Below are 16,900 nucleotides of genomic sequence, written 5' to 3'. Positions count from 1 at the left end.
GCAGTTCATTAAACAGAGGCTCTTATGAGCCTCTGTTTTGCTATTTTAGTGACCGGTCAGCCCTACTCTGATCAGTCGAGCAAAACCGCCCTACAATTTTGCAAAGCTATTATTGAACGTGAACACCGTATTTATCGTGTCTTCTTTTTTAACGATGGTGTGCATTGCGCAAATAAATTTATTACCCCGCCGCAAGACGAAAAATCCATCCCTAGCCAATGGCAAGCGTTTCAGCAGGAACATGAACTAGATTTAGTCGTTTGTGTATCTAGTGCCTTGCGTCGCGGCGTCATCGATCAAAAAGAAGCAGAGCGCTACAACGTCAGCGGCCATAATATGGCCAGCGGATTCAATATTGGTGGACTTGGCCAGTGGGTTGATGCATGCATGCACGCAGATCGCGTAATACGGTTTGGAAATTAGATGCACTTTCTCTATTTATTTACTCGCCAAGCTTACGGGCATAGTTTTGCACGGGAGGCGCTAGATATGGCCTTGGCAACGGCGGCCTTTGATCAGAAAGTTAGTATTGTCTTTTTACAAGATGCGATATATCAACTCTTGGCAGCTAACGATGCACCGCGTGTTGAGGCAAAACCGCATATGGGTGTAATTAACGCCCTGCCTCTATACGATATCGAATGTATCTATTACTTAGAGCAGGACCGGCAAGCGCGGCATATAAAAGAGATCGAGTTGGTGCCGCATGCGGCGGCTATTTCACCTGTCGCGCTCGAAGAATTAATGGCCACCGCTGATCGAATACAGAGTTTTTAATGCGCTTACACATACTAAATAGCCCAGACAGCCTGCCAAGGTGCAAAAGCGGCGTTACGAATGCAGACTCATTGATACTAATTGAAGACGCTGTGGTTTTATTACCCTCAATATATAGTGCCATCGACACCAGCACTGCGGTCTATGTACTGTTAGATGACGTTCAACGCAGAGGTATAAAGACGCCTGGCAATGTTAAAACCTTAGACTACCTACAATTCGTCGATTTATGTGCCGCACATACACATTGCATAAGTTGGTAATATGGTGAATTTTTCTGCACTCAATCAAGACATTGCCACCGACAAGGATGGCTTTCTAAAAAATCTTAGTGATTGGTCGCCCGATGTTGCCAGCGCATTAGCGACAACTTGCAACATCACGCTAAGCGATCAACACTGGGAGCTCATTGTACTAGTGCAGCGGTTTTACCAGCAATTTGGCCTATCCCCGGCGATGCGGCCGCTGATAAAATACGCAAAACTAGAACTGGGTGCCGACAAGGGCAATAGTCTCTACTTCTTGCGGTATTTTCCGGATAGCCCTGCAAAAAGTCTCAGTAAGATTGCAGGTCTCCCGAGACCTGACAACTGCCTTTAAATCTCTATGAGTAAGATCATGACGGAAGAACATCCCTTCGCGCAATACGTGCGCATCCTTGGCAAAGGTAAAACCGGCTCACGCTCGCTGACGCAAGCCGAAGCCCGCGATGCCATGGGAATGATACTGCGCGGTGAAGTTGAAGATGTGCAACTTGGCGCATTTCTTATGCTACTTCGCGTCAAAGAGGAGAGCCATGAAGAACTTGCCGGATTTGTTAATGCGGTGAGAGATACGCTATCGGCACCTGCCATTGCGGTCGACCTAGACTGGTCTAGCTATGCAGGCAAACGGCGTCAATTGCCGTGGTACTTACTGGCGGCTCTTGCCTTAGCCGATAGTGGTTTACGCGTTTTTATGCATGGTGCGGCCGGACACACAGCGGAACGCATCTACAGCGAGCATGTCCTTGACGCTATTGGTGAGTCGCCCGCCACCGACTGGCAGCAAGTGCGTGACAAACTTGAAACATCCAACTTTGCCTATTTACCCTTGGCAAAATTTTCGCCTATGCTGCAGCGGATGATAGACCTGCGCAATCAATTTGGCCTGCGCTCGCCAGTGCACACCCTATCGCGTTTACTCAACCCGCTAGCTGCCCCCTATTCGCTGCAGAGTATTTTTCATCCCGCATATGGCGCTAACCATCAACAGGCCGCCGTGTTGCTGGGTCAGCCCCACGCAGCCGTATTTAAAGGCGAAGCCGGTGAAGCCGAGCGCAAGCCGGAAGCCGTCTGTAAAGTAAGGATGGCTCACAATGGCGTGCTGTCCGAAACCGAATGGCCAAAACTGCTCGACGGACGTCAGGAAAAACACGAGACACTCAATGTCAACGATCTTGTTAACGCTTGGCAGAACGACAATATGACCCATTATGGTCGGCTAGCTATTTTAGGTACCATCGCCATCACGCTGCAATTACGCGCACCAGACCTCGACCAACAACAATGTTTTGATCGCGCCGAGAGTATCTGGCAAAACCGAGATCGCAAGCGCCTCGCATCACGCTGAAAAGCGCCACTATTACCGGAGCCGCTATGAGCTTAAATCCCGTCGAGATTAGTAATTACCCAGCCATCCTAGAAAATAAAGCCAGTGCGGTTACTGCGCTATTTAGCGATTTGGCGCTGCCGACGCCAACTGTTTTCCCATCCGAACCGGCACACTACCGACTGCGCGCTGAATTTCGCTTATGGCACGACAAAGGCTCCGCTTATTACGCCATGTTTGACCCTGCAGAGCCCAAAATACCGGTTAGAGTAGACCAGTTCGCCATAGCCTCTAAAGCCATATATGACTTGATGCCAGTGCTACTGGAAAAGCTCAATAGCCAGCAGACTTTGAGTAAGCGGCTTTTCCAAGTGGAATTTCTTAGCACCCTAAGCGGCGACATGCTAGTAAGCCTGATATATCACCGCCGCCTAGATGAGGAATGGGAATTACTAGCTCGAGATCTTGCCAATGCTTTGAAAATTCAAATTATTGGCCGCAGCAAGAAGCAAAAAGTGGTTCTTGATCGCGACTATGTCCTTGAAGAATTACAGATCGACAGTGAACGCTATCTCTATCATCAATATGAGGGGGGGTTTACCCAGCCCAACGGCAAACTAAACGCCACAATGATTAGCTGGGCCAAGGCTAGGGTCGGCGAAAATACCCACGCTGATTTACTTGAGCTTTATTGTGGCAATGGTAATTTCACAATTCCACTAGCGACGAAATTCCGAAAAGTGCTAGCAACCGAAATTTCAAAAACATCGGTTAAAGCCGCTCATGAAAATTTTGCACTCAATGCGGCGACCAATATTGAGGTATTGCGAATGTCGAGTGAGGAACTTACCTCGGCGCTTAATAAGGTGCGTACCTTCCATCGTTTACGGCACATAGATTTAGACAGCTATAACATTAATACCGTATTGGTAGACCCGCCGCGCGCCGGTTTGGACGACAATACTCGTCATCTCATTACCGGCTTTGCGAATATCCTGTATATCTCATGCAACCCAGAAACGCTGTATCGAGATTTACAAATATTAATTCAAACACATAACGTCGATGCCTTCGCTCTTTTCGATCAATTCCCCTACACTCAGCATATGGAATCAGGTGTATTTTTAACGAGAAGGGTCAAATCATGACAGTGAAGTTAACAGACGTAGAAATTAGTCATGCACTTAAGCATTTGCAGGACTGGGAACTGACAGACGGAAAATTATGCCGCGTGTATAAGTTTGACGACTTTATCAGCGCATTCTCATTTATGACTCGGGTGGCAATTCGCGCTGAAAAAATTGATCATCATCCCGAGTGGAGTAATGTCTATAGCACGGTATCTATCGCCTTAACCACTCATGATGCTGGCGGCCTTACCGCTAAAGATCTAGCGTTAGCAGAAGCCATAAAAATCGAGTTTGGCCGTTAGCAAGGTATAGCTTAGCCCTTTTTTGAATGTCGCGATTAATAAAAATCCACACCAAGCTGCTGCAGGTGGCGACTAAGATAATCGTCGAGCGTGGCGATATCTTCAGGGTGGATATCTAAAACCGCCAAGCCTAACTGCTTATATATTTCGGCTCGCCGCATACGCGCTGAAATACCATCTGAATGCTCATTCGCTCCCCAGTATTCAAGACAAACCGCACTGTCCGGCAAATAGAAATCACTGACTTGTAACTCATCAACCGGCAGCGAGCGATAAATATGGTAGCGAATCCCAGCGAGATAAAGCCATTGGGCGATAAAACAGTGTTCACGGTTTTTACATGCCACACCATCTAAGGCAACCCAGCCAGACACCTTCCCTTCAAACAAGTCATCGCTAGCTTGCTCGTCTAGCCGACACTGCCGCAGCAGGCGGATATATGCCTCACGCCCGCGGATATCTTCCGGCCACATGACATAACTCAAACTGCTCTGCTGATTTTCAAAAACCTGACCACCCAGTGAACTACCCGCGGCCGTCAGCTCCCAACCACGCAGACTAGCTTGAAGCCAGCCAAGCTCAACAAATAGCCGATTCAGCTGCCGCCCGCTGAGTCCTTCCACGCGACCTAGCGCCGTAGCAGACAGCAGCTTATTAGTTTCCATCGCCTTAAATAGCTGATGGTCTAGCAAGTTTGGAGGCCAGACAATATAACGACCATAGCGCTTGCTGGTTAAATAACTCCCGCCCTCAAACTCGCCCTTACTGGTTAGTACCCAGCCGTCATCGATTTTGCGTATCCAGCCATAATCCTTAAGAACAGAAAATAGCTGTTGAACAGAAATTTCGCCCTGCTTGGCTAACGCTGAAGTAGAAAGCTGGTCTGACGACATAATCGGTTCACCTACGCTGGATATCTTTCGACTAAACCTTGGTATACATCATCGGCAAATTTGAGTGACTGGACATCGGCGCTGGCTAAAATATCAACCAAGTGCACATTATCTTCTTGGCCCTGCCATATTTTGATATAACTGCCATCTTTATAACCGTGGTCTTGGCGGAAAAAATTCAACACATTCTTGCCAACATACTGTTTATAAAGATCGTCAAAACTGAGTTCGGCCGCCGTTATCAGGTCCCAAAATATAGGCACCGAAAATCCCTTAGTTCGCAAGCAATGTTCAGCTAAGGCCTCGGTGGCTTCTAATAGGCCTAATCCCGCCCCGCGATGCCCTTCAAGAGCGGCGAGTATGTCATCCGCCAGCGTCTCAATCTTGACACCCTCTTTAAATAAAGCGCTCATGCCGAAGTGCCATATATCAACAACTTCAAGCTGAACCTGCGCCATATCTGGCTGCTGCTTTTTCCACCACTTATAGCCGTAGTGATCCATAAGCTCGCCACACTCAATCCAAACCGCGCGATACCAAGCATTGCCTTGATTCATCCAATCGCTATGGACTTTACTATTCATACGGTTTTGCAGGTCCAGCATAGTAATAAATGCTGGTCGACGCATTGAATAAGACACTATTTCATCCACCCATCTAAAATCTGAGTGCACATGATAAACAAGGGGGAGCTATTAAGCAGCGACTATTTGCCGCTTTATAAATTAGATGGATTTTTAGTTCAAAGAGTCTAGCTAGACAGGTTTTCACCTAACTCAATAAAGTAATTCAGTAATTCAGCGCTCACGACTTCTCGGCAATCATTTCCTAGCCGATCACCGATAATATCGGGAATCTGCGCTAAAAAATTTGGACCATAACTTAAGCGTCGATCTTGCAGGCAAAGACGGATAGTTGATTGGGGACCATGCACTGAGTAGAACCTAGATTCTAAGGGTCGACTCTTTTGCATATAACTCATATTAAGCGCACCGCTGCTGCTGAACAGGGTATAACAAAGAGACCTTTCGACCGCTGGCGAAGTCCATGACCTGCAAAGATTTACCGGCTAATAAATGACTCACGACATTAGGCGGAATAGATGGCAGACATATAATATGGCAGGACGGATCGGCATTTGGAAACAACAGCGCGAGATCGACAATGTTCGATATCTCGTCAGCATCATGCCCTCTCGAGCATAAGTGTATCTCAAGGCATTGCAGTTGCTCAGGCAAGATATTGTCGACAGCGAGATGTCTCACCGTGTCTTGATTATCAAAACCAACTAAATAACTTGCTACCAACATCACAACTCTCATTCAGATCCATTAATGAGGGCTATTATGAGCATACATAGCGGCCAAACCATCCGGTAATTTACCTACCGGACTTAAGGCACGCATCGCCTTCAGCAGCTCATTGACGCACGTCACGTTCATTGGAGGGGGTCTGCGAGTGGTCGTTGCTACGCCAAGGATTGATATCCAAACCGCCTCTTCGGGTATAGCGAGCATAAACTGTTAATGATTGCGGTTGGCAGTATTTGCTAATATCACTAAACATCCGCTCAACACAGTGCTCATGAAAATCATCATGCTCTCTAAAAGATATAATATAAGCCAGTAATTGCTGTCGGTTGATCTTCGGCCCTCGATACCGAATATCGACACGCGCCCAATCAGGCTGTGAGGTAACTGGGCAGCGTGAGCGCAATAAATGGCTGTACAGTACTTCGCTAACAACGTTATCACTTTCCAAAGTCAGTAGTTGCGCCGCCGGAGTATAGGTGGTCGGACTGATATCCAATTCGTCTAGACACTCACCCTTGGGGTCAGCGACGCGATAGGCCTGAGTCCAGTGTGTTGGCGTATGCACGGCAACCTCAACATCCGCGCCGCTTGCCAGCCCCAGGTCGTTTGCAAGGGTTTGCCTAACCGTCTCTGCATCGTCAATCCGCGACTGATTGAACGAGTTTAAATATAATTTAAAGGATTTTGATTCGATGATATTAGGACTATCAGCGGGAAAGCGAAATTCCGCGCACGCCACTTTAGGCTTACCAGATTTACTAAGCCAAGATAATTCGTAGGCATTCCAGATATCTACCCCGCTAAACGGCAGAGCCGATGTCGCGGCCACTCCCAAGCAATCGCGTCCCTGTTGCCTGGCAATGGCATGTAAACAGGAAGGATCGTACTGATCGGGATACCTGACTTTCTCCCCGAGAGGCCCATGGCCATTGTTCTTAGTCACCGAACCCCCCACTACTGACGCAAGCGCGTGCCGCTAGACAATAGATACATACAGTAAGCGTATGCCGCCAAAGTAAAACCCCCAACCATGAAAAATGCGGTCGTCACATTAACGTCAGACACGCCTAGCACGCCGTAGCGAAACGCGTTGACGATGTACAACATGGGATTAAGACGTGATACATCCGCCCAAAAATCGGGTAATAAATCGATCGAATAAAAAACTCCGCCAAGATAAGTGAGAGGCGTTAATACAAAGACCGGCACAATGGATACATCATCAAAATTATTCGCAAATACGGCATTAATAAAACCAGCGAGCGAGAACATAATCGAAGTCATCAATACAATGGCGATGGTTATCCATATATGCTCAATATGTAGGCTGGTAAAAAACATCGACAACATCGTTACAATCAAACCGACGAGTAAACCGCGGGTAACTCCGCCAAGCACAAACCCCCAAAGCACAGTATTATTCGACATCGGCGACACCAATATTTCTTCCACAAAGCGCTGAAATTTGGCGCCAAAAAATGAGGACACCACATTGGAATAGGCGTTGGTGATTACCGACATCATAATTAGGCCCGGCACCACAAATTCCATATAAGAAAAGCCGCCCATCTGGCCGATACGCGAGCCTATCAGGGCGCCAAAGATCACAAAATACAACGACATCGTAATGGCAGGCGGCAACAAAGTCTGCATCCATATACGAAGGAAACGTCGAATTTCTTTGCGGACAATGGTGTAAAAGGCAACCCACTGCTCTGCTAATGTCATTGAATACTCCGTCTGTTAAACGCCGGCGAGTGCCTGCGCTAGCAAAAAAATGTTCGGCTTACTTTGGCGCTAACAAAGATACAAATAACTCCTCCAAGCGATTGGACTTGTTACGCATACTGGTAATTACTAGGCCCTGCTTATTTAAGGCGGCAAACACCTGATTTAGTGAGGTGCCCTTCTTCAACACGAACTCCATCATATGTTCGTCGACATAGCGGACCTGAAATCCCTCTATTTCTATATCAGGTGAAATCACATCGCGGGTATCAAAAATAAAAACTTCTTTATGAAGCTGTCTTAACAGAGCTTTCATGCTGGTATTTTCAACAATCTGACCGTCATCAATAATGGCGATATGACGACATAAACTCTCAGCTTCTTCCAAATAATGGGTAGTGAGGATAATCGTTGTGCCACTGCGATTAATCTCAGTCAAAAACTCCCACATTGAGCGCCGCAACTCGATATCGACACCCGCTGTTGGCTCATCAAGAATTAATAACCGTGGCTCGTGGACAAGGGCACGAGCAATCATCAAGCGTCTTTTCATACCGCCTGACAACATCCTGGAAGCGACGTTGCGCTTATCCCACAAACTGAGCCTCTTAAGATACTTTTCAGCCCGCTCTCCGGCAATAGCCCTATTTAAACCATAGTAGCCCGCTTGGTTTACGACGATATCCCACACAGTTTCAAAATTGGAGAAATTAAATTCCTGGGGGACCACACCGATCTCGCGCTTCGCCGCAGCCAAATCCGATTGAATGGAATGACCAAAAACAAAGACATCACCCGCCGTCTTTTTTACTAGCGACGAAACAATCCCAATCGTAGTCGACTTTCCTGCACCGTTAGGGCCAAGTAGCGCAAAAAAATCACCTTCGTTTACTTCGAGATCAATCCCTTTAAGTGCTTCAAAGCCATTGTCATAGACTTTACGCAAGCCTTTAATTTGCAGGGCAATTGCCATAGTATTCGCCTAAAATAGTCTTAGCCTGAAACAGTATCTGCCTGAATGATGGCTACTTAAATATATGGAACCAGTTTGGTCGGTTAGCCTTCATAGAATTGTGATGACTAACAATACTGAGAGCACTATTTGCACTGGCAAACAGCCGCTTTAAGCCGCTCATTTTGCCACGCTCACGCAGTGGAATACACTAAAGTCTGAAATCTAAAGGAAATGGAGCAACAGTGACAACGCGATTAGATTACTACCGTCAACTAAATACCGCACTTAACGAACTATGCATGAAGATGGTCTATCAACACCCCACGCACAGCGAAGAAAGCAATAAAGAATTATTGGATTTGTTTTTAGAGCTCGAGCGTAGCTTCGATAGCAATGGTGATTATGCCCTTATCGGCCAACAAATTATTACCCGTATTATCAGCCACTACCCAGACATTACCCCTCAAGTTCACCGCGACTTGCTTTGGTTCTACGGCGGCGATTGCCTGCATTTCTTAGGCGATGAAGAGATACAAAAATACCAGGACTTAGAAGAACGTTACTACGAGCTCAATAATAATGGCAGTACTTGCTACCGCAACCTTCGAGCCCAGGCGTTCAATATGCATTAAATCGGATTAGTCTGCTCAAATGGTGCTATGACTTATGACTGGGACCCATGGTCAAGAGCTTTAGGGAAAAACCGCGCTTAAAACCTGCATCTAAAAATCAATCTCATGAACTGAACTCACTAAATAGCAGGCGAAAAAAAAGCGAAGCAAACGCTTCGCTTTTTAGAATTTGGAGCGGGAAAGGAGGCTCGAACTCCCGACCTCAACCTTGGCAAGGTTGCGCTCTACCAACTGAGCTATTCCCGCAAATTCCGGTATTTTGTCATTTCAAAAATAGACAAAACCAACGTACAGTCTTAATAAAAACACTTTCTAATTTTGCCCTGTCAAGCCGGGCTGCATCTTAGAAAGTTTTCCTCACACTGTCAACAACACCGTGGCTGGCATTTTCTGACGGTTTTCTACGCGCTATAACGCAGAAATTGGCGTCCCCTAGGGGACTCGAACCCCTGTTACTGCCGTGAAAGGGCAGTGTCCTAGGCCACTAGACGAAGGGGACGCCGCGAGCCTCTCAGGGCAATATTGCTGTCCCTGAAAGAGGGCGCAATTCTAGAGGGACTCCCCCACCCCGTCAAGGCCATTTTGGCACTAAATCATGGAAAAATAGCAAAAAAAAAGAGAAGCATTTCTGCTTCTCTTTTAACACTGCTGGCTACCCCAACAATGTGAAATAATGGCGTCCCCTAGGGGACTCGAACCCCTGTTACTGCCGTGAAAGGGCAGTGTCCTAGGCCACTAGACGAAGGGGACGCCGCAAACCTTCCAGACTCCGAGTCACTTGACGTCTGAAAGTGGCGCGAATTTTAGAAACCTTAGAGCCTGCCGTCAAGTCGCTTTTAACAGTTAGTGCAAAAAAAGCAAAATAACCACTTAAATCGACTACTTAACAGCCAGATCGAGCGTTATTCACTCAGCTGAGTCATCAAGTCGCAATGAAAGTGAGTTGATACAGTAGCGCAACCCAGTTGGCTGAGGACCATCTGGGAAGACATGGCCTAGATGGGCATCACATCGAGCGCATACAACCTCTTCGCGAACCATGCCGTGACTAGCGTCGCGATTAACACCCACAGCCTCCTCGGCAACCGGACTATAAAAACTAGGCCAACCAGATCCGGAGTCATACTTAGTTTCAGATTCAAATAGCGCTTGGCCACAACACCGACAGACATAGCTGCCCACCGCTTTTTCGTCGCAGTACTCGCCGGTAAATGCGCGCTCAGTCCCCTTTTGACGACACACATAAAACTCATCTTCAGTAAGATGTGCGCGCCATTCCTGTTCAGATTTCACTAACTTTTCCATGAATACCTCTCCACCTAGTCGCCCTCAAGCACGTATACTTGTCCGCTGGTTATATTTTACGCGTTATACACCAACTTAGTTTATACCGCTGTAAATAACACACAAGATGAATTGCGCGGGTTAGCAGTACGGTATACTGCGCCCTGAATACTGAGACGCCGGTTTGCTGCCGGCCAAGAAGGCGGGACATGGGCCATCATTTAAAATCAAAAAAACTCAACAACGTTTGCTACGACATTCGCGGGCCCGTGCTTCAGCGCGCCAATGAACTCGAAGAAGAAGGCTACCGGATTCTCAAGCTGAATATTGGCAATCCCGCCGCCTTTGGATTTAATGCACCCGACGAAATCATTCAAGACGTAATTAGAATGCTGCCCGACAGCGAAGGCTATAGCGATTCTAAGGGTCTTTACAGTGCTCGTAAGGCCATCATGCAAGAGTGTCAAAAGATCGGCATTCCCGGTGTCGGCGTCAATGATATTTATCTTGGTAATGGCGCCAGCGAGCTGATTAGCATGGCGACTCAGGCCCTGCTTAACCAAGGCGACGAAGTCCTTATTCCAGCGCCAGATTACCCGCTCTGGACTGCGGCAGTATCGCTTTCTGGTGCGACTCCGGTGCACTACATCTGTGAGGAAGATAATGGCTGGCAGCCTTCTATCGAAGATATTGTTGGCAAAATCACCGCAAATACTAAAGCGATAGTCATTATAAATCCCAACAATCCAACGGGCGCGGTCTACAGCCGTGACATGCTAGAGCAACTGGTTGCGATAGCAGAAGCGCACAGCTTAGTTGTTTTTGCCGACGAAATTTACAGCAAAATCCTCTATGACGACGCGGTTCATATCCCCGTAGGCAGCCTGAAGGCAGATGTTCTTTGCTTAACGTTTAATGGTTTATCGAAAGCGTATCGACTTGCGGGCTTCCGCAGCGGCTGGCTAATCGTTTCCGGCGCCAAAGATCGCGCCGGAGACTATATCGAAGGACTTAATATCCTCTCGTCTATGCGGCTATGCGCCAACGTGCCGGCGCAACACGCAGTACAGACCGCGCTCGGCGGCTATCAAAGCATCAATGAGCTAATTCTGCCTGGTGGCCGCTTGCTGGAGCAGCGCGATCTAGCTTATAAGATGCTCAATGAGATCCCCGGCGTAAGCTGCACCAAACCGGCAGGGGCAATTTATATGTTCCCGCGCCTAGATCCCGAGATGTACCCGATACACGATGACGAGCAACTGGTATTAGACTTACTGAATCAGGAAAAAATACTGCTAGTGCATGGTAGTGGTTTTAATTGGGCCCAGCCGGACCATCTTAGGATTGTATTTTTGCCAAATAAGCTGGATCTTGCCGACGCCATTGAACGTTTTGCTGCGTTTTTAGGCGCCTATCGCAAGCAGCTTGCAGCGAAAAGACTAGCTTAAAAGGTTATCAAACCACAGCAACTCTTCGCTGTGGTCACCCTTCCGCCACTGAACTTAAAGTCGATAGTGCAGCACTTTTAGCGCAGAGTCTGAATCTGCCTCAGGAAAATCTAGTCGACCCGCAAGCCGCGATACAAACGTGGCTGATGGACAGAACGTAGCCATAGTTTCTTCTAAAAATCCTTGCCCTAAATACGGCGCATTCAAGCATACAAGCACGTCGCCACCGCTAGGCAATAGAGCCGGAAACTGACGCACCAACTTGCGATAATCTTTAAAGGCATTAAAACTACCTTCCTGTCTTGACGGTGGATCACAAACTACAATATCAAAAGGTCCCAGCTTTTTGAGACGCCCCCACGACTTTAAAATATCGTGGCCAAGAAACTTCACTTTTGCCGACCTCAATACCGGATTGAGCCTATGATTTTCCCGCCCCTGAGACAGCGCCGGCCAGCTGGTGTCGATATTGAGAACAGACTCAGCACCGGCCTGCTCGGCCGCCACGGAAAAGGCGCAGGTATAAGAAAATAAATTCAGAATCCGCTGCCCCGCCGCTCTCCCAGAGAGCCATAAGCGAGTGGGCTGCATATCCATAAAATAGCCAATATTTTGCTTGTTGTTTAAATCCAGTACAAACCTATTCACGCCTTCAACGGCATATAATTTTTTGGGAATAATACCCCATAAACAATAAGTTGAAGGAGATTTATCATATCTATTCTGAACAATGGCAGCACTGCAAATACCGGCAAACTGAAGCTCCAAGGCGGCGCAAAATTGACCCCAAAAATCCGCATCGGGCTCGCGATATAATACAAGCCATAACACAGGCTCAAAGTAGTCTACGGTAAAAAAGTCATAGCCTGTGAAGCATTGTCCGCGACCGTGGAACAAGCGTTGAGCGCCTTTTTCTGGCGATATCAGCCATTCAGCAAAGCCCGCTATTTTGTTGAAGTGGCTAAACTCAATCACCGCTGGCACTCACCCGATACATCACCACGTCGCGGTAACCCGTGACAACTTGAATATAGCCCTGCCACTCCAGATCTAGCGCTGCATCATTGCTATCAACGAGTAGCGGACGGCAATGTAATTGGCTTATTTTTGTTTTAGTGGCAATAACAATGAAATTATCTCGACCGATCTTCCGAATCACGGCGGGCGTAAGCTGTTGATTACCACGACCAAGAATATGCCCCTGGCCACCAATTGCGGTAATAACCGCCTTTACAGGCCCATTATGGCTAACGATAAGCGCCATGATCGCCGACGCACTCAGGTCGCAACCAAGCAGTGTAGAATCACAAACTGCATCGAAACCCAGCAGGGTATTCTCGAGCCCCAACGCCAACATAACGGCCGCAGCGGTACTGCCCGGCCCCATAATGTATAGCGTTTCTGAATCCATAAGTTCAACAATGTGGTCCGCGATATCGGCCAACACCAGCTCTTCTTGCTCTCGCCCCCCAGATTTTACGTGCTGTAAAAATCCACCAATACTGGGCACTAATAATTCGCCAAAATACTTAGCTTGAACAATCCCATCCCGGAACGCGTCTTCGTCAATATCGCGCACCTCTCGCTCACCGAGTTCAACCAAGCCTCCAGCGACCAGCGCCAAGACTATATCTGCCGCGCTCTCTGGACTTACCGCATACACACCCGAGTGCATTTTGACCCCCGCAGGTACGCCTAAACATGGCACCTCAGCCCCAACGGCGCTGCAAATATCGCGCGCAGTGCCATCGCCACCAACGAATAGCAGTAGATCCACGCCCGCCTCTAACAGTGCTAAAGCGGCATTTTTGGTGTCTGAACCGGTGGTCTCATTTGGGTTGGCAGTATTACCGACGGACACGAACGGCAACGCCGCCATATTCAAATCCGAAGCATCTATAGCCTGAGCAGACATAGGCCCTGAAAACCCATAAACAGTAATACCGCCGATATTACCAGCGGCAATCCGCGCTAAACACCGCAATGCGCGGGCGGTAGATCGACCAAAATCACCGTCTTGAACCCGGCTTAAATCAAGACCGTCACTACCCTTCATTGCGATAGGCCCACCTAGGCCGGCAAGCGGATTTACTACTAAGCCAAGTTTAAACATTCCATCCCTTAGGTATCAGCAGCTAGCAAGCAGCTATCTGAGTAACAACGCAAACAGCGAATTAATCTCTTAACGCCCGCTCTGCAGGGCGCTAAGCACGTTTGAGAATTGCGGATTAGCCGCAGTGAGGGCACTAAATGCTAATTCACGACGAACGGGGTAATTCTTGCGCAACAGATCAAACTTCTGAGCGCGGTCTACGGCATCTATAATTCCACGAAATCGCGCGGCATCAGACTCGACGTCGTAGACCGAGGTCACGGTATGCCGGATAAAGTCGGCGACATTGACACCATCGCAGCTTACTGGTCTTGCCTCTGACATATTGGCGGAGACAGCAAACGGCCGTAGGCTTAGACCCAAAAAATCTGCCAATTCAGCGGCAACCATTTTTAGCCCCGTCAGTTTGCCATCTGCGCTGTAACCCGCGATATGCGGGGTGGCAATACGACAATATGAAGCCAGCGCTGCGGAGAATTCAGGTTCGTCCTCCCAAACATCAAGAACCAAACTGATATCCGCTCGTTTATCGCACAATGCCAATAAGGCCTCGGTGGCAATCACCTCGCCACGACCGGCATTTAACAAAACGCCATCTTTGGGCATGGCAGCCAGCTGATCAGCGTTGAGCATGTGGTAGCTTGGATAAGGCCCGTCGCGCGTCAAGGGCGCATGCAGGCAGAGCAGACTACTGTTTAAAACGCCATTCAAGCTTGTCAGACCAGGAAAGCTCGCAGGATCCAGCAAAGGGTCATAGGCACGCCACGCTATCCCCAGCGCGTTCAGGCGCCTACTTAAGCGCTGCCCGACATTGCCGAAGCCGACAATGCCTACCGACTCACCCATTAATAAGCGCTCGAGTAGATTATCGATTCGGCAAATCGCACTAATCACATAATCCACCACTGACTCCGCATTTGAGCCCGGCGCATTGCTAACTCGAACCCCTGCAGACGCAAGATAGGATAGATCGAGATGATCAGTTCCAATGGTCGTTGAACCCACAAATCGAACGCCCGTTCCGGCCAGCAACGTTTCGTTGACTTTGGTGACAGAGCGCACAATAAGGACCTCTGCATCGCCAATATCAGCGTTTGATAACTGTCTACCGCTTACCTGCTGGACGTCGCCAAACTGCGAAAAACACGCCACGGCAGCGGGAATATTTTCATCAACTAAGATTTTCAAGCCTTGCGCGCCTCCAATAGTTAAGCAAAAAATGTATTATGTTCTGCATCAACAATAAATACTAAGAATATGATTTAATTAAAATTTATGCGTTGAAGAGTATAATAATATGGATCGGTAGCGCGCCCTGAGCCGAAGTGCTTTTGCAGTGCGTCCCAAAAGCACACCGCTCGCGGCGGCAGTCCATTCGCAAGATAGTAATGAACGGTTTGCCATACCGCTAACTGAAATGGAAATGGATCAATATCATCGCCACCCAAGTTGTCGAGGCTAACACGGAATTGACGTCCAGCCGCGACACTAAATAACCATTCGATAGCTTGCGGCTTGACCTCCACCGATTCAAATATGCGCTGTTGCGCCACACCGCGACCATCGGGTTCATACCAATAGCCATAATCGACCTGCTGCCGCCGCTGCTCCCCGGCGATACACCAGTGGGCGGCCTCGTGCAGCGCGCTCGCCGCGTAGTCAGACCGAAAAATGATTTGATGGTAGTCACAACGGGAATCGGCAGGGAGATACAGAGGCTCGTCGCCCCCAGCCATCAAGCGGGTTTGCATATCACGCCAAAAGCAAGATTCGAAGACTGAGCAGATTATGTCGACGTTAGCCCGTTTATCCGGGGCTGCCAATAGCGCATCAGGCATTTCGCAACAAACCCTCTTCGCCAACAATCGGCTCAGACAAGATGCTCTCATGGCGCATCAGCATTTGCATATAATCCGCAGACAAAAAATCGCGACCTGCCAGTAAATGCTTAAGATAACTGCTTTCTGGCAATAAGCTATCGTTGATAAACGCAGGATTAGCCATATAGATCCAGCTTGAACGCAAGCCAGCAGCGGTCACAACATAGAGGCACTCTCGGCTATAACGCACCGGGGTCCCCTCATAGTGATCCATCAAATCTAGTTCATCGATCTTAGCCAAGGTGTATAAGACACCTTCGACATGCCGATTACTGGAGGGCTGAACATTCGCGTAGGCAACGCTGGGCCGGCAGTGCGACTGCTTATTAAAAACTAGTCGAAACCCCGGCAAGGTGGCGGACTCAGCCTTTACAAAGTCTAAGCCCCGCGCCCGCATACGAGCCGGATTCATATTTGAGCCATAAGCAAAATAGCAAGAAGTCATTAGCAAACACTTGGCAAATCAATAAACAGGGAGTAATTTTAACAGAAACAGACATCGCCGCGACTGGGTTTAGTGTCACTCGGCTTTCAAATACGCCATTTCCTGAAAGATTTTGCGCTTAAGAGAAAACTCAGCACAATATCCGCCGGCAATGTACCGCCCGCTGCGTGAGGAATGATTTATGGCTCCACATAACAACGGCAAACCTTCGTCCGCGAAGATAATCCCCTTTCCTCTGCGTTATTCACGCACAGAGCAGCACCAAATCCTGCGTATTTCACCAGAATACGAGGGTCTTTGTCTGCTATACGCGCACCATGCGCTGACTCGTGAAAAACTCTACGCAATAAAAATTCTGGGATGGGCACGCTTGGCCAATGGCCAAAATGTTGCGGTGCTACCTTGGCTCA

Annotated in this window: 22 protein-coding genes, 3 tRNA genes and 1 pseudogene; 10 read left to right on the top strand and 16 right to left on the bottom strand. The window is 48.2% G+C overall.

What is annotated here, in order from left to right; translation table 11 throughout:
* Nucleotides 1–24 precede the first annotated feature (24 nt).
* The 7 genes from tusD to ACI955_RS03765 are packed head-to-tail and all read left to right on the top strand — an operon-like array spanning nucleotide 25 to nucleotide 3,799.
* A complete protein-coding gene (gene tusD / locus ACI955_RS03795) occupies nucleotides 25–423 on the top strand; it encodes a sulfurtransferase complex subunit TusD (protein WP_415242407.1) in 399 nt (132 codons plus the stop codon).
* The gene (locus tag ACI955_RS03790) at nucleotides 424–777 is read left to right on the top strand and encodes a DsrE family protein (protein WP_415242406.1); all 354 of its coding nucleotides are present in this window, start codon (nucleotides 424–426) and stop codon (nucleotides 775–777) included.
* Nucleotides 777–1,040 (top strand): sulfurtransferase complex subunit TusB, encoded by a 264-nt coding sequence (gene tusB, locus ACI955_RS03785; RefSeq protein ID WP_415242405.1) that lies wholly within the window; start codon nucleotides 777–779, stop codon nucleotides 1,038–1,040. Before ACI955_RS03790 ends, tusB begins: the two co-directional genes overlap by 1 nt.
* Before the next feature lies 1 nt (nucleotide 1,041).
* Nucleotides 1,042–1,377, top strand: a complete 336-nt coding sequence (locus ACI955_RS03780) for a TusE/DsrC/DsvC family sulfur relay protein (RefSeq protein WP_415242404.1) — start codon at nucleotides 1,042–1,044, stop codon at nucleotides 1,375–1,377.
* An 18-nt stretch (nucleotides 1,378–1,395) separates the two neighbouring features.
* The gene (locus tag ACI955_RS03775; protein ID WP_415242403.1) at nucleotides 1,396–2,388 is read left to right on the top strand and encodes a glycosyl transferase family protein; all 993 of its coding nucleotides are present in this window, start codon (nucleotides 1,396–1,398) and stop codon (nucleotides 2,386–2,388) included.
* A gap of 26 nt (nucleotides 2,389–2,414) precedes the next feature.
* Entirely contained in the window at nucleotides 2,415–3,515 is a 1,101-nt protein-coding gene (gene trmA / locus ACI955_RS03770) for a tRNA (uridine(54)-C5)-methyltransferase TrmA (RefSeq protein ID WP_415242402.1), read from the top strand.
* Complete coding sequence (locus tag ACI955_RS03765; RefSeq protein ID WP_415242401.1) at nucleotides 3,512–3,799, top strand: 4a-hydroxytetrahydrobiopterin dehydratase; 288 nt, start codon at nucleotides 3,512–3,514, stop codon at nucleotides 3,797–3,799. The genes trmA and ACI955_RS03765 overlap by 4 nt, the downstream gene beginning before the upstream one ends.
* A 35-nt stretch (nucleotides 3,800–3,834) precedes the next feature.
* Here ACI955_RS03765 and ACI955_RS03760 read toward each other — a convergent pair whose 3' ends face one another.
* The 7 genes from ACI955_RS03760 to ACI955_RS03730 form a co-directional block, all read right to left on the bottom strand.
* The gene (locus ACI955_RS03760; RefSeq protein WP_415242400.1) at nucleotides 3,835–4,692 is read right to left on the bottom strand and encodes a hypothetical protein; all 858 of its coding nucleotides are present in this window, start codon (nucleotides 4,690–4,692) and stop codon (nucleotides 3,835–3,837) included.
* 11 nt (nucleotides 4,693–4,703) lie between these two features.
* Nucleotides 4,704–5,276: a dUTP diphosphatase gene (locus tag ACI955_RS03755; RefSeq protein ID WP_415242399.1), complete on the bottom strand. Its 573-nt coding sequence runs from the start codon at nucleotides 5,274–5,276 to the stop codon at nucleotides 4,704–4,706.
* A gap of 167 nt (nucleotides 5,277–5,443) precedes the next feature.
* The gene (locus ACI955_RS03750) at nucleotides 5,444–5,674 is read right to left on the bottom strand and encodes a hypothetical protein (RefSeq protein WP_415242398.1); all 231 of its coding nucleotides are present in this window, start codon (nucleotides 5,672–5,674) and stop codon (nucleotides 5,444–5,446) included.
* 1 nt (nucleotide 5,675) lies between these two features.
* A complete protein-coding gene (locus ACI955_RS03745) occupies nucleotides 5,676–6,002 on the bottom strand; it encodes a hypothetical protein (RefSeq protein ID WP_415242397.1) in 327 nt (108 codons plus the stop codon).
* A 109-nt stretch (nucleotides 6,003–6,111) separates the two neighbouring features.
* The gene (gene queF / locus ACI955_RS03740) at nucleotides 6,112–6,948 is read right to left on the bottom strand and encodes an NADPH-dependent 7-cyano-7-deazaguanine reductase QueF (RefSeq protein WP_415242396.1); all 837 of its coding nucleotides are present in this window, start codon (nucleotides 6,946–6,948) and stop codon (nucleotides 6,112–6,114) included.
* An 11-nt stretch (nucleotides 6,949–6,959) separates the two neighbouring features.
* Nucleotides 6,960–7,733 (bottom strand): ABC transporter permease, encoded by a 774-nt coding sequence (locus ACI955_RS03735; RefSeq protein ID WP_415242395.1) that lies wholly within the window; start codon nucleotides 7,731–7,733, stop codon nucleotides 6,960–6,962.
* A 58-nt stretch (nucleotides 7,734–7,791) separates the two neighbouring features.
* On the bottom strand, nucleotides 7,792–8,706 hold the full coding sequence (locus ACI955_RS03730) for an ABC transporter ATP-binding protein (RefSeq protein ID WP_415242394.1): 915 nt from the start codon (nucleotides 8,704–8,706) through the stop codon (nucleotides 7,792–7,794).
* Between the two features lie 224 nt (nucleotides 8,707–8,930).
* On the opposite strand from ACI955_RS03730, the gene ACI955_RS03725 reads away from it, so the two are divergent.
* On the top strand, nucleotides 8,931–9,320 hold the full coding sequence (locus tag ACI955_RS03725) for a PA2817 family protein (RefSeq protein WP_415242393.1): 390 nt from the start codon (nucleotides 8,931–8,933) through the stop codon (nucleotides 9,318–9,320).
* 170 nt (nucleotides 9,321–9,490) lie between these two features.
* On the opposite strand, the gene ACI955_RS03720 is transcribed toward ACI955_RS03725, so the two are convergent.
* The 4 genes from ACI955_RS03720 to msrB form a co-directional block, all read right to left on the bottom strand.
* A tRNA-Gly gene (locus ACI955_RS03720) sits at nucleotides 9,491–9,566 on the bottom strand.
* Between the two features lie 177 nt (nucleotides 9,567–9,743).
* Nucleotides 9,744–9,819, bottom strand: a tRNA-Glu gene (locus ACI955_RS03715).
* A 175-nt stretch (nucleotides 9,820–9,994) separates the two neighbouring features.
* A tRNA-Glu gene (locus ACI955_RS03710) sits at nucleotides 9,995–10,070 on the bottom strand.
* Nucleotides 10,071–10,226: 156 nt separating this feature from the next.
* Entirely contained in the window at nucleotides 10,227–10,625 is a 399-nt protein-coding gene (gene msrB, locus ACI955_RS03705) for a peptide-methionine (R)-S-oxide reductase MsrB (protein WP_415242392.1), read from the bottom strand.
* Nucleotides 10,626–10,813: 188 nt separating this feature from the next.
* Between msrB and ACI955_RS03700 the strand changes: the two genes are divergently transcribed.
* Nucleotides 10,814–12,052 carry a pyridoxal phosphate-dependent aminotransferase gene (locus ACI955_RS03700; protein ID WP_415242391.1) on the top strand — a complete coding sequence of 413 codons (1,239 nt, stop codon included), beginning with the start codon at nucleotides 10,814–10,816 and terminating at the stop codon, nucleotides 12,050–12,052.
* A 54-nt stretch (nucleotides 12,053–12,106) separates the two neighbouring features.
* Here the strand turns inward: ACI955_RS03700 and ACI955_RS03695 are convergent, their stop codons facing one another.
* From ACI955_RS03695 to ACI955_RS03675, 5 genes are all read right to left on the bottom strand, one after another.
* Nucleotides 12,107–13,027, bottom strand: a complete 921-nt coding sequence (locus ACI955_RS03695; protein ID WP_415242390.1) for a class I SAM-dependent methyltransferase — start codon at nucleotides 13,025–13,027, stop codon at nucleotides 12,107–12,109.
* Entirely contained in the window at nucleotides 13,020–14,165 is a 1,146-nt protein-coding gene (locus ACI955_RS03690; RefSeq protein ID WP_415242389.1) for an ATP-NAD kinase family protein, read from the bottom strand. The genes ACI955_RS03695 and ACI955_RS03690 overlap by 8 nt, the downstream gene beginning before the upstream one ends.
* Before the next feature lie 69 nt (nucleotides 14,166–14,234).
* Nucleotides 14,235–15,353, bottom strand: a complete 1,119-nt coding sequence (locus tag ACI955_RS03685) for a 4-phosphoerythronate dehydrogenase (RefSeq protein WP_415242388.1) — start codon at nucleotides 15,351–15,353, stop codon at nucleotides 14,235–14,237.
* Nucleotides 15,354–15,427: 74 nt separating this feature from the next.
* Nucleotides 15,428–16,003 (bottom strand): elongation factor P hydroxylase, encoded by a 576-nt coding sequence (locus tag ACI955_RS03680; protein ID WP_415242387.1) that lies wholly within the window; start codon nucleotides 16,001–16,003, stop codon nucleotides 15,428–15,430.
* Nucleotides 15,996–16,490, bottom strand: a complete 495-nt coding sequence (locus ACI955_RS03675; protein WP_415242386.1) for a gamma-glutamylcyclotransferase family protein — start codon at nucleotides 16,488–16,490, stop codon at nucleotides 15,996–15,998. The genes ACI955_RS03680 and ACI955_RS03675 overlap by 8 nt, the downstream gene beginning before the upstream one ends.
* 181 nt (nucleotides 16,491–16,671) lie before the next feature.
* Here ACI955_RS03675 and ACI955_RS03670 point away from each other — a divergent pair.
* A pseudogene (locus ACI955_RS03670) lies at nucleotides 16,672–16,900 on the top strand (hypothetical protein); the annotation flags it as partial.

This window comes from Zhongshania sp., assembly GCF_047636175.1.
GTDB lineage: Bacteria > Pseudomonadota > Gammaproteobacteria > Pseudomonadales > Spongiibacteraceae > Spongiibacter.
Note: the sequence above shows the minus strand (reverse complement) of the source record. Positions and strands in the feature narration are given on the sequence as shown.